We start from the raw sequence: 12,456 nt of genomic DNA, 5'->3' as shown, positions 1-12,456 counted from the left end.
GTTGCTTCTCGCCCCTCACGGCAACGCGCCCACCTGCTTCAGCACGGCGCGCGCAATTTCCTGACGCTTTGGTAAAACCTCCGGCGTCGGCAGATCAAGGTTGATCGCGAACACGTAGGTGTCGTCGCCGCGAGTCACCCAGCCCACCCACCAGCCGACTTCGACCTGGCCCGGCACCGTTACCCATCCGGTCTTGGCTCGCAACGTATATTCGGGCGTCTTCTCGACAGTCAGGATGTCATCGAGCAGGTCGTAGCTGCGTGCGGAGATCATCGGTACCCTGCGTGCCGCCACTTCGCGCAAAAACTCGACTTGCTGATACGCGGTGATCTTGAGATGGTTGTTCAGCCAGAACCAATCCACCGGACCTTCGACGTCCTCATTGCCGAAGTGCGCCGCTTCAAGGTACTTGCGATACTGGGCCGGGCCGATGCGCCGCGCGAGCGCCTGATAGGCGGGTATGCACGAGTTCTTCAGCGCCATACGCATCGACATGTCGCCGTCGCACACCGGTGGCAGGAACGGCTTGCCATTGTGCATGATGACCTTGCCGTCCCAAGGCAGCATGTCATGGTCCACGTCGGCCACAGCGCCGGTTTCGAGCGCAATCAGTGAATTGAATATCTTGAACGTTGAGGCTGGCGAAAAGGCGGTTGCCGCCCGTTCAGGGTTGTAGGTCAGCGTGCGCTGCTGCCGCACGTCGTAGACGACCATCGTGCCATCGACACCGGCGGTATCGAACAATGCTTTGGCGTCGATCGTCGATTCAGTGAGGGCATGGGCAGCTAGGGGAAGCAGCAGGCAGAGCGCCGCGATCAGGCGCACAAGTTTGTGTCGCATATCTAAGCATTCAATTGGAGGTTGGACTTCGTCATGCTGACGGCTGCCAATCCGGGCCCGGATCGGTTGGCGGAGCATAGGCCTCAGCACTTCGGACACCAACTGCGCCTGCCGTAACACGCGTAACGGTGCGGCCGGGGCCGCCGTGCGCAGGCAGACCCCGTTGTCGAGTGCGAACTTAGCCTGTTGCTTTCCAATGGCGCTATCGGCTGCACACTCGTCTGTTCAGAGCGATGATCCTTGTCTAGCGCACGTGGTAAGCACGCAAAATGTATAGCGACGACCGACGTCAACAAAGGTCGCGCCAAGCACCTAGGCGCGAAGCGGTTGGCGAGACGGCCGTTTTCTGAATCCCCCACTGTGGAAATTGGCGTTGGCCCAGGGGGCTGCAGCTTGCATCACAATCTGAGCCGCACTCCCCCCAACAACCGCCGCGCAGCACGGCCCCGCCATGCCCCATCTCACACTTGAATACTCGGCCAACCTCAACACCTTTGACGCCAAAGCGACGCTGCTCGCCGTCAACACAGCCCTTGCTGCGACGGGGCATTTTGTTGAGACCGACATCAAAAGCCGAAGCCACCGGTGCGACACGTTTGCCGTGGGCACATCTAGCGCGCCGCGCGCGTTCGTACACGCTGATCTCGCGATCTTGAGCGGGCGACCGCTGGAGACGCGGCGCGAACTGTCGGCAAGCGTGTTGGCGGTCTTGCAAGCGCAGTGCAGCGCGCCGGCAGGCGTGCACCTTCAACTGTCTGTGCAAGTGCTTGAGATTGAGCGCGATTCGTATGCGAAGGTGAGCATCGAGGCGCACGGCTGATAGATGGGCATTCCCGCCCGTCACGGGAATGCGTCAGTCTGTTGTCATTGGCTGTAGCCACGCCGCTCTATGGCGGCTAACACGTCCCACGTTTGCGGATCGACATCGCGGCCCCCGAGCGACATCGCCACATAGGCATCAATCGCATCTACAAAGCCTTTGATAAAAGCCGGCGGGAATGCGTGTGCAGAGAGGTGCTGAAGCTCTGCGCGCAGCATGCCGGGTCGGCATTGGCCGTGGGACCGCATGGCGGTGCGGGTGCGCTTGAGATACGCCTGCGCTGCCATAGCGCCGTTCAGGTAGGTGCGATTTTTGGTGAGCGTGCCTGTGCCAGACGACGTGGGCGCGTGCGTGGGTGGTTCGGGTGGAGATGGGTAAGACGCGGGGCGATGCCCGCTTTGGGTGCTTGGCATGATGGCCTCTTTGGGGTTGCTGGAGGCTCACCACTCCGTCGCCAGACGAGGGTGGCAGGCCCGACGGCGGGGCTGGCGAACCGGCCCCAAAGAAAACCGGCAGACCTTGCGGTCTCCCCACCCGGCCTGCCATAAAGCTAGCGCGAGCGTGTACGGACGCAACCGCATGAGCAGTTGTCCGTCTTCTTTGAGTGTTGCGCGGTCGGATCGCCAGACCCGGCTGCCGTTGGTGCGACAGCGAGGCAATTATAGCGACGAGGGCTGCCGGAAAAATCTGATTCTTGGGCGTGGAGCTTTGGAGTCCACTCTGAGGGGGGCGATAGTTATTTCCGTCTCTCTGATGCGGATAGAAAGCTAAGGGGCGCTAGCTGAACTAGCGCCCCTTAGCAGGTAGCTTCGCACCATCTCCCAGTTCCGCTCAAATCAAATGCGGCCACAAGTGCCCACATGTCGTGTCTCTACGTCCGGTGTCCCACCAAGAAGCCAATCTTGTTAGATAAGGCCTCCAATGTCTCTCCTGGGCGCTTCTTAGCACTCGCGAATAGGTAGCGTTATTTCTTAGCTTTCGCCACGATCTTCCAGAGAAATTTGATAGAACAAAGTCCAGCGATAGCACTGCATCCATAGGCGGGAATGCTAATCTTGGTGCCGGAAGTAGCAGTGAACTCCCAAGAGACTCCGCGAACGGCTTCATCGCATGCCCACCGTGCTGAAAGTGATAGAGAGGGTGCACATCCCCATCGTCACCGGCGTCATCCATTTCACCGATATGACGATCAAAGTGCCAAGAACACACATTTCTGCGTGTCTCGGTTGCGATCTCCAAATTCAGTATTAGATCAGTAACACAATCTATCTCCGAATCATTGGTGCAGCTTCCACCAATTTTGAGATCGAGTTGAATATCAAGCCAATTCCCACAACGGAATGGCAAAGTATTCTGCGGAACAGCTACCTGCATCCGTAGCCCTACAACATCATACGACCACGTTGCCGCTTTCGCAGCGCGGTTCACTTGATTGGCCGATGATCTCAGTACTTCCGGATTTTTTACTACCTCCGCCGTTTCCTCTTGCACCACTCTAGCGAGAGCGAGCAAATCATCGGCTATAGAAGATCTAACTTTCGAGGCGTCAACCTTTTTTGCCATTTCGACCGCCTTCCTTTAACGAATCGAAACGCTGTCGGTCCATCGGATCAATGCGTCCCCAGGCCTTCTTGTTAATTCGATTCAATGCAGCCTTGCTCGATACATACGCGACATCGTGCCACTCTCTTTTTGAACTCTGCACGACTCGAAATCCATCGACTGGATCTAGCGGCTGCTCCGTTCCTGCGCATACCGCAAAGAACCTATCGCTATATCCTGCTTCGATAGGTTTTGCTGGGAGCAGATTGGTGCCAAACTCAGCATTGAGAAGATTTACCCTCTCCGCAGCGCTGATACGCCTAATATTTGGAATCCGCTCTGCCAGCGATGACCACCAGTCCTCCACTTTGAACCACCACCAACGATCCCAACCATCACAGAACGGCCCTTTATACGAAACCGCCTCCAATACGCCCTTCAACACCTCCCAATCGGCACCACATTTTACGAAATCAACACCTAGTCGAGCGGCAAGCAAGCGTTCATCAACGAGTAATCCCGGCACTTGAATCAAGTCCACCAAAATTAACCGTGCCATCTGGTGTATAGCCTTTGTGCGCAGCACATCCTTCAACTCATCCAAATAGACCGCGTAAACCCCCACCGAATCTTCGGCGGCCAGGCCCATCATCCGCGCGGCGTTCTTTTTTGAGGCATTCTTGCAACGATAGAGGATCTCATACCCGTTCGTTAGAGACACCATCTCTCGAGCAACTAGTGTTGGATCACTGCCGACCTGCCCATCCTTCCCGTACACCGCGTCAAAGAGATCATGCGATGTATTCTCATCACGAAAAGAATTATCGAGCTTATTCGTCACCGACCATAAGACAATTGGAAAAGGATGGCTAATCTCCCCCTCCGCCATTCGCGTTCTCAATTCCTGGGCCAACGTTGGTCCGCGGTACGGAACCTTATCACCGGCCTCATTTGCCTCCATGTCCAAACGCAAGTCGAGAAGCAAACCAAATTTTCCCGGCGCCGCATTTGCCGCATGAATGATATTTTTAATTTGTTCCCCAACTTCAATCGGAGTAGTTCTAAAAAATTTCGGCCCACCAGATCGCGTTATACTTGCAAGCAGATCGTTAACTGTTCGATCCTGTTGATCATCCACGCATAGGTACTCAATACCTGGCATCACCGATCTCCTCGTCGTTGGCGCGCGGAATTTCTATTCTGAAGCAAGTCGAGTAACCCGGTGGGGGCTCAACAATATAAATATCCCCATTTGCGGCATCAATAATATCACGCACAATTTTCAAGCCGAGCCCCGTTCCAACAAGTTTCTCAGAATCACTGGAGAGCACACTAGGTGGAGCGCTTGTGGTAAAAAACGCATCAAAGATCTTCTCTTCATTCTCTGGCGGCACACCGTCCCCGTTGTCACAGAAATCTAGGTACAAAAAATCGCCAGACTCCTTTCCCGATATAAAAATTTCACCCTTTACACCGGCTCTATGAATTGCCTTCAAAGAATTGGTGAAAAGATTTAGCAAAACGGAAGACCATTCCGATCTATGCATCGGCTTGGTAAAGAGGTCATAACCGTCGAATTCGGAGCGAAGCTTAATTCCCTGCCTCACCAGCGTAGGGCGAATAACTTCAGAGAACTCTCCAACCAGGTCGCGAAGTTCATGGGTCTCGAGTTTCCGATGCGCATTTTGAGCTATTGCGTTGTCAAAGTATCGGACATAGCTTTGCAGCAGGAACACGTTCTCCTTGGATGCGGATAACGCCTCGCTCGAGACTCCTTCATGCTCCATTCTTTGAATAGTTGCATTCAATCCGGCTAATGCGTGCCGAACTTCATGCGTGAACTCCCCAATTGTGAGCCCCAAGCTAGCGAGCACTCGGAGCATTCCGTTCTCCTCAAGAATCCCCTGGGATTCTTGGCCTAATTGCTCGATTTCCTCCGCAATAGCATTTAGGTCTTCCGGGGACTCTGAAAATGGACGATCGCTCGGCTCGTCATCGCGCTCTTGATCATCCTGTTCAGCGTGGCCCGCGGCACCCACAGCCTCCAAGGCTGCACGAAGTCTAGCCGCTAGACTCTCCGCTTTTTCGAGCGGACTTGGCTCCTCCTGTTGTTCTTCTTTGGCGCCATCATCGTCTTTTTTCTTCTGTTTTTTTGCATCCGAAGAAAAAATCTTCTTCCCCCGCGCTCGCGCAAGGCGTATCACACCCTGCATTAATCCACGATATACAAAATCCTGTAACTGAATGAATGCCTCATTCTCAAGCAGTCCTTCTCTACTTGCCGTCTCTTCAAAACGTTTCCCAGCAACATCAACAATTTCCACAAAGCCCAGGAAATTATGATTGTGATGCGGAGGCAACAATTCCCGCAACGCGCTTGAACGCTGCAAACCAAGCCAATCATCAAAGGTTTCACCGTATGGAAGGACTCTGAACCCGTTTCGGTAAATTCGAATACCGCCTTGGCGATTCAAAATATCCCGCACCATGCTTTTGGTGCCACTCGGAAGCTCGTCCTGAATAAAATAGTAAGCTTTGAATTTGATTCCAGAAAGCTCGTCATAGGATTCAACATTCAATCCAGTTTTAAGCTTTAATTTTTGCTCAAACTCAAGAGGAATATCCTCCTCTTCAATATTGTATTTTTTTGAATCGATACTTACATATGCACACCCATTTTCATCAACATTTCCAGAAAATATCGCGTAAGAATGTGCATATATGGATTGCTCCTCATCGGCAATTGTCGTGAGATCACCGTCTTGCTCACGATAGAACGCCACTTTAAACCCTGGATCTTCATTCGACCCTGCCTGCACTGCCTCACTGATGGGAAAGGGTTGCAGCAATTCCGATACATACCTGAACGCCCGGCGAACCTGGGCTTCGCTCCATGCATCACGAAGCCCCTCAATACGAAGGGTAGTACCTGGTGTGGCCATTCTTTCGCACACCACAATTTGATTGGAAACGAGATAGAGATCTCTCCCGCCTTCAAATAGATTCCAATCAATATCGAGCTGCAATGACTCCGTTGAAGACTCGAGCTGTGTCCTTATAACAAGTCTAGTCCCAAGGCGCTGAGTGGCAAATCGACCAATCCCTTTTCTTCCTGCCCGCTGCCTTACGTATTTTTCAGAGACCGGCTGCAGAGCCTTGCTCTGCGTGGAGATTCGCATAAACCCATCCACGAGCTGCTCTCTCGACATGCCGTGGCCATTGTCGATTATTTCTAGAACCCCACCCTTGGAATCAGTGCCTTTGAAAACAAGGTCGACAAGCGTCGCGTCCGCGTCGTATGCATTCTTAATTAGTTCCGCGACGGCGGTCTCCTGCTTAGCAACGAGCTCGAGACCTAGACGTGAAATATGGCTCGCGTCAACGGAGAAACGAACGTTATTGGGGTCACGTTTCGCCACTTCATTCGCCAATGCCAGAATTCTCTCGAAATCTGTTTTGGCATCATTTGCCGCAACAGAGAGAAGTTGCTTCAGCTCGTTTAAATCTTCCATGCTCGCCCCTTCACCTAAATTTTACCTATTCCCGGCTCTTCTTTTTCTCGCAACAAATAACGCTTCACTTAACACCGGCATAGCCGACATTAGATCTGGCGCATCCCTGAATAAATAGCTATCTGCCGCTTCTCGCGCACGATCAAATTGATTCTCCCGGTAAAGCTTGTCGATCTGTGAAAATACCGAATTTTCTTCAGTACGGGAGCGTTTCGGTAGATATAAAAGCAAACGGGCTGCATCACCCGGCTCCAACTTTAATGCCCCGGAACCACGTCCGTGCCCCAAGATCTCCGCCGATAGCTGGGAGAACGTACTTACAAGAGCAATTGCCAATGATTTGATACTTTCTGCGGTGGATTCCCTTACATGAACTCGATAGAGCGAGTTCGTGCAGTTCGCGCCTATGTCATTCACGACTAGACGCGGCCCAAGTCCTGCCATGAAAATCAGGAAAGCATTCGGGATCTTGTCATCCAAAAACTGAAACCATGGGTCCCGACGCGCAAAAGTCGAGTTACTTTGAATATCGTCATCACGATAGCTATCAAGATATGACTTGAGCGAATTTGACCGCGGCGTCGGGGGACTATTTAGTGCAAAGCACGGAACCTCTTGTTGTTCGTGCTCGACTGCATCGTTACTTCCTAACACCACCCCTCTTATCCAGAGACTTCGAGGGGCTATATACTGCAAATACTTTTTATCGATGCCAAGCTCACCCCAAGCACTTGCACCTTTAATAAAATACTTGGAGTTTCCTGAAACAACGCCAATCTCAGTGTCTACGAGGTCACCAAATTTTTTAACGTTTCTGTGGCCGCTTAAGCGAGACACGAGCGATACCGCTTCCGATGGCACAACGCCCGATCCGGAAAACCCTGAATTAATCAGAGAAATTTTTCGCACGCACCAATTTGAAATATATTCCTTTAAATCCCTAACGTTTTCCAAGCAACAGGACTCGAGTACGGCATTCTCCTCGCCCTCCTCGTAACCCTCAGCGAGCAGGATAACAGTGAGCTCTTCTGTTCCCTCGCTCTTAAACAATCGCTGAGTTAATGTGAGTGCAGCCACTCTGGAAAATTTTTTTAGAAGCTCATTTCTTATTTTTTCTGAGTATTTTGCGGTCAAGAAACTGCCTGGAAGCACCCAAGCCACTCGGCCACCACGCTTCAGAAAATTCATTGCATGAATAACGAAATACGCCCATAGGCTGGACCGCCCGTTCAGATTGAACGCGTACTTCTCTTTCCAATCTTTAAGCGATTTTTGTTGCTCTGGTGAGAACCGACTGTGACGTATATACGGGGGATTTCCGATGACTACATCCACTAGTGCATGTCTCGCATTCTCTGGTGATGCCTTGATGAAATCACAGGCCACAAAATTTTTGGAGACGACTGGCTCATCAATTCTGTCGGATAGGAAGCGAAACGCCAATGGATCGATGTCATACCCAAAGATGTTCTTTTCTGGCTGACGATGTCCTAACGCGTGGAGCTTGGCGAGCGACGCCTCAATGAAGGTGCATCCGCCAAAACACGGCTCTAGTACAAGCTCATCGCGTGCGCGAATGCCCCAATCGCAAAGCAAGGTCGTTACATCGAGAGGGGTATAGAAAGCGCCTATCACCCGTCGATGGGAAATATGATGGGCGCTCGGTAGAGAATCCTCAGCGAGACTTTGCTCCGTCTTATCTTGAGCTTTCTCCATGTTCTTTCTTTTTATCCGTTTATCCGAACCGTACGTGTAGCGAGTGACGTCTCCAGGAGGCGCTTTGCTGCCGCCTGCAAGCCTTCGGTACCACGATCCATAGCGCCAGCACAGCACTGTATATGAAGCAAAAAAAGGCCCCTCTTGGGGCCTTTGAACTTCTTAGAGAAGATTCGCAAAGAGCAGAAAGTAGCCCCCAACCTTGCTCTTCTCAAACATCAATATTCCGCGCCACCAACGCATTGCTCTCAATGAAGTTCCGGCGCGGTTCCACGTCGTCGCCCATCAGCGTGGTGAAAATCTGGTCCGCGGCAATGGCGTCTTCAATCTGCACGCGCAGCAGGCGGCGCTGGGTGACGTCCATGGTGGTTTCCCACAGCTGCTCGGGGTTCATTTCGCCCAGGCCCTTGTAGCGCTGGCGGCTCACGCCGCGCTCGGCTTCGCTCAGCAGCCAGTTCATGGCGGCGTGGAAGTCGGCAACGTTCTGCTCGCGCACCTTGTCGCCGGTGCCGCGGCGTACCTTGGCGCCGTCGCCAATCAGGCCCTGGAAGGTGGCGGCGGTGCTTGAGAGCGCGGTGTAGTCGGCGCCGGCCACAAAGTCGGCGTCGATGTGGCTGAGGCGCTGGTTGCCGTGCTGGCGGCGGACGACCATGATGCGGTACTTCTCGGTCTTCTCGTCGTACTGCATGAAGGCGTCTGCGGTGGCGCCGCCGTTGGCGTTGCTGGCGTTGCCTTGCATTTCCAGCAGGCGGGCCTTGAGCGTGCGGGCGCTGGCTTCGGCTGCGGCTTCGTTGGACAAGTCCAGCGACACGCCTTCGGCAATGGCGCGCAGGGCGTCGGCGTCAATCACGCGAGACAGGCGCTCGATCACGCCGCGGCTGAGCTGGTACTGGCGTGCGAGTTCGGCCAGGGCGTCGCCGGCAATCTCGGTGCCGTCGGGGCGCACGAGCACGGCGGTGTCCAGCGCCTGGCGCACGAGGTAGGCGGCCATCTCAACGTCGTCTTTGATGTAGCGCTCTTCCTTGCCGTGCTTGATCTTGTAGAGCGGCGGCTGGGCGATGTACACGTGGCCGCGCTCGATGATCTCGGGCATCTGGCGGTAGAAGAACGTGAGCAGCAGCGTGCGGATGTGCGAGCCGTCCACGTCAGCATCGGTCATGATGATGATGCGGTGGTAGCGCAGCTTGTCGAGGTTGTAGTCGTCTTTGCCAATGCCGGTGCCCATGGCGGTGATGAGCGTGAGCACTTCCTGGCTGGAGAGCATCTTGTCAAAGCGCGCGCGCTCGACGTTCAGGATCTTGCCCTTGAGCGGCAGGATTGCCTGGAACTTGCGGTCGCGGCCCTGCTTGGCCGATCCACCTGCGGAGTCACCCTCAACGATGAAGAGTTCTGACAGCGCGGGGTCTTTCTCTTGGCAGTCGGCCAGTTTGCCGGGCAGGCCCATGCCGTCGAGCACGCCCTTGCGGCGGGTCATTTCGCGGGCCTTGCGGGCGGCTTCACGCGCACGGGCAGCTTCTACGATCTTGCCGCAGATGATCTTGGCGTCGACGGGCGTTTCCAGCAGGAAGTCGCTCAGCGCTTTGGCCACGACTTCTTCCACAGGCAGGCGCACTTCCGACGAGACGAGCTTGTCCTTGGTCTGCGAGCTGAACTTGGGCTCGGGCACCTTGACGGACAGCACGCAGGTCAGGCCTTCGCGCATGTCGTCGCCCGAGGTGTCGACCTTGGCCTTCTTGGCGATCTCGTTGTCGGCGATGTACTTGTTGATGACGCGCGTCATGGCCGCGCGCAGGCCCGTGAGGTGGGTGCCGCCGTCACGCTGCGGGATGTTGTTGGTGAAGCAGAGCACCTGCTCGTTGTAGGCGTCGTTCCACTGCATCGACACTTCCACGGCCACGCCGTCTTTCTCGCCCGAGGCAAAGAAGATGGTGGGGTGCAGCACGGTCTTGTTCTTGTTGATGTACTCAACAAAGCCCTTCACGCCGCCCGAGAAGGCGAAGTCTTCTTCCTTGCCGGTGCGCTGGTCGGTCAGCTTGATGTGCACGCCGTTGTTCAGGAACGAGAGCTCGCGAATGCGCTTGGAGAGGATCTCGTAGTGGTATTCGACGTTGGTGAAGATCTCTTCGTCGGCCAGGAAGTGCACTTCGGTGCCGCGCTTGTCGGTGGTGCCCGACACACGCAGCGGCGAGACTTCGACCATCTGGCCGTCCGGCCCTTGCACGGTTTCGATCAGGCGGTTTTGCGGCACGCCCTGTGCAAACTCGATGTAATGCACCTTGCCGCCCTGGCGCACCGTCACCTTCATCCACTTCGACAGGCCGTTCACGCAAGACACGCCCACGCCGTGCAGACCGCCCGACACCTTGTAGCTGTTTTGGTTGAACTTGCCACCGGCGTGCAGCTCGGTCATGGCGATTTCGGTCGCGCTGCGCTTGGGCTCGTGCTTGTCGTCAAACTTGATGCCGGTCGGGATGCCGCGGCCGTTGTCGATCACGGAGATGGAGTTGTCCGTGTGGATGGTGACCTGGATCTCGGTGCAATGCCCGGCCAGTGCTTCGTCGATGGAGTTGTCCAGCACCTCGAACACGAGGTGGTGCAGGCCGGTGCCATCCGAGGTGTCGCCGATGTACATGCCCGGCCGCTTGCGTACCGCCTCCAGGCCTTCCAGGATCTGGATCGAGGCGGCGTCGTAACTGTTGGCCTCGGCGGGGGTGGATTGCGGTTTCTGCTCTTCGGTCATGTCGTTCTGCTCGCTGCCATGGGCGCGGAAATGGTTATCTCAACGCACACAGCGGGGTTGCTTAAAAACGGCGAAGGGGCGGATCGTCACGATCCAGCCCCTCGTCTTGCTCTGGGTGCAGCGGTGCGTCAAATGCGCATCGGCATGACGACGTACTTGAAGGTGTCGTCGTCGGGCAGGGTGATGAGTGCGCTCGAATTGGAGTCGCCCAGGCTCACCTGCACTTTTTCGGCCTTGAGGTTGGCCAGCACGTCCAGCAGGTAGGTGACGTTGAAACCGATATCCAGTGCATCGCCCTGGTAGTCGATTTCGAGTTCTTCCTGCGCTTCTTCCTGGTCAGCGTTGGTGGAGCTGATCTTGAGGACGTTGGTGTCGAGCATGCAGCGCACGCCCTTGAACTTGTCGGTGGTCAGGATGGCCGTGCGTTGCAGCGCCTGCTGCAGGAAGGCACGGTCGATCGTGAAGCTGTTGCGGTAACCCTTCGGGATCACGCGCTGGAAATCCGGGAACTTGCCTTCGACCAGCTTGGAGATCAGCTCGATATTGCCGAAGGTGAACTTGACCTGGTTGGAGGCCAGTTGCACCGAGACGGGATCGTCCACGTCTTCCAGCAGGCGTTGCAGTTCAAGGATGGTCTTGCGCGGGATGATGACTTCCTGGCGGCCGCCGGCGCCTGCCGGTTGCTCGCCGGTTTCCACGCCGCAGTAGGCCAGGCGGTGGCCGTCGGTGGCGACAGCCATGACTTGCTTTCCGTCCACCACCAGCAGCATGCCGTTGAGGTAGTAGCGGATGTCTTGCTGGGCCATCGCGAAGTGCACCATCGCCAGCAGGTGCTTGAGCGTCTTCTGCGGCACGGTGATGCGGGCGCCGAAATCGGTTGCCTCTGCGACAGTCGGGAATTCTTCAGCAGCCAGCGTCTGCAGCGCAAAGCGGCTCTTGCCGGACTGCACCGTCATGCGCTTGTCGTTGAGCGTGAGGGCGACTTCGCCGTCGGGCATGGCACGCAGGATGTCGACCAGCTTGCGGGCGGCCACGGTGGTGGCGATATCGCCGGCGCCGGCGCCGCAATCGGCGTGCGTGGTGATCTGGATTTCGATGTCGGTGGACAGGAAGGAAACCCGTTCACCTTGCTTGGTGATCAGCAGATTGGCCAGGATGGGCAGCGTGTGTCGGCGTTCCACGATGCCGCTCACGATTTGCAGCGGACGCAGCAGGTTGTCTCGCGAGGTTTTGACCAATTGCATGAAGGCGATCCTTGGCTTGAGAGGTGACACCGCGCGCGCCCC

Annotated in this window: 8 protein-coding genes; 1 reads left to right on the top strand and 7 read right to left on the bottom strand. The window is 55.5% G+C overall.

The window, feature by feature from the left end; translation table 11 throughout:
• Positions 1 to 15 precede the first annotated feature (15 nt).
• Positions 16 to 840: an OXA-1206 family carbapenem-hydrolyzing class D beta-lactamase gene (blaOXA, locus tag ACU8YE_RS11050; RefSeq protein WP_446928772.1), complete on the bottom strand. Its 825-nt coding sequence runs from the start codon at positions 838 to 840 to the stop codon at positions 16 to 18.
• Positions 841 to 1,291: 451 nt separating this feature from the next.
• Between blaOXA and ACU8YE_RS11045 the strand changes: the two genes are divergently transcribed.
• Positions 1,292 to 1,660 (top strand): 5-carboxymethyl-2-hydroxymuconate Delta-isomerase, encoded by a 369-nt coding sequence (locus ACU8YE_RS11045; protein WP_446928694.1) that lies wholly within the window; start codon positions 1,292 to 1,294, stop codon positions 1,658 to 1,660.
• Positions 1,661 to 1,704: 44 nt separating this feature from the next.
• Here ACU8YE_RS11045 and ACU8YE_RS11040 read toward each other — a convergent pair whose 3' ends face one another.
• The 6 genes from ACU8YE_RS11040 to dnaN form a co-directional block, all read right to left on the bottom strand.
• Positions 1,705 to 2,073, bottom strand: a complete 369-nt coding sequence (locus tag ACU8YE_RS11040) for a hypothetical protein (RefSeq protein ID WP_446928693.1) — start codon at positions 2,071 to 2,073, stop codon at positions 1,705 to 1,707.
• Positions 2,074 to 3,206: 1,133 nt separating this feature from the next.
• The gene (locus tag ACU8YE_RS11035) at positions 3,207 to 4,364 is read right to left on the bottom strand and encodes a hypothetical protein (protein WP_446928692.1); all 1,158 of its coding nucleotides are present in this window, start codon (positions 4,362 to 4,364) and stop codon (positions 3,207 to 3,209) included.
• Positions 4,351 to 6,714, bottom strand: coding sequence for a sensor histidine kinase (locus ACU8YE_RS11030; protein ID WP_446928691.1), 2,364 nt, complete (start codon positions 6,712 to 6,714; stop codon positions 4,351 to 4,353). The genes ACU8YE_RS11035 and ACU8YE_RS11030 overlap by 14 nt, the downstream gene beginning before the upstream one ends.
• A gap of 21 nt (positions 6,715 to 6,735) precedes the next feature.
• Positions 6,736 to 8,430 (bottom strand): HsdM family class I SAM-dependent methyltransferase, encoded by a 1,695-nt coding sequence (locus ACU8YE_RS11025; RefSeq protein ID WP_446928690.1) that lies wholly within the window; start codon positions 8,428 to 8,430, stop codon positions 6,736 to 6,738.
• A gap of 211 nt (positions 8,431 to 8,641) precedes the next feature.
• The gene (gene gyrB, locus ACU8YE_RS11020) at positions 8,642 to 11,170 is read right to left on the bottom strand and encodes a DNA topoisomerase (ATP-hydrolyzing) subunit B (protein ID WP_232041622.1); all 2,529 of its coding nucleotides are present in this window, start codon (positions 11,168 to 11,170) and stop codon (positions 8,642 to 8,644) included.
• 128 nt (positions 11,171 to 11,298) lie between these two features.
• The gene (gene dnaN / locus ACU8YE_RS11015; protein ID WP_232041621.1) at positions 11,299 to 12,414 is read right to left on the bottom strand and encodes a DNA polymerase III subunit beta; all 1,116 of its coding nucleotides are present in this window, start codon (positions 12,412 to 12,414) and stop codon (positions 11,299 to 11,301) included.
• Positions 12,415 to 12,456 lie beyond the last annotated feature (42 nt).

This window comes from Ralstonia sp. VS2407 (genome assembly GCF_052950655.1).
The sequence above is the reverse complement of the archived record's forward strand: the minus strand, read 5'-3'. Positions and strand labels throughout refer to the sequence as shown.

Coding starts and splice junctions, on each gene's coding strand:
- blaOXA (WP_446928772.1), bottom strand. CDS start 840: ATGCGACACAAACTTGTGCGCCTGATCGCGGCGCTCTGCCTGCTGCTT.
- ACU8YE_RS11045 (WP_446928694.1), top strand. CDS start 1,292: ATGCCCCATCTCACACTTGAATACTCGGCCAACCTCAACACCTTTGAC.
- ACU8YE_RS11040 (WP_446928693.1), bottom strand. CDS start 2,073: ATGCCAAGCACCCAAAGCGGGCATCGCCCCGCGTCTTACCCATCTCCA.
- ACU8YE_RS11035 (WP_446928692.1), bottom strand. CDS start 4,364: ATGCCAGGTATTGAGTACCTATGCGTGGATGATCAACAGGATCGAACA.
- ACU8YE_RS11030 (WP_446928691.1), bottom strand. CDS start 6,714: ATGGAAGATTTAAACGAGCTGAAGCAACTTCTCTCTGTTGCGGCAAAT.
- ACU8YE_RS11025 (WP_446928690.1), bottom strand. CDS start 8,430: ATGGAGAAAGCTCAAGATAAGACGGAGCAAAGTCTCGCTGAGGATTCT.
- gyrB (WP_232041622.1), bottom strand. CDS start 11,170: ATGACCGAAGAGCAGAAACCGCAATCCACCCCCGCCGAGGCCAACAGT.
- dnaN (WP_232041621.1), bottom strand. CDS start 12,414: ATGCAATTGGTCAAAACCTCGCGAGACAACCTGCTGCGTCCGCTGCAA.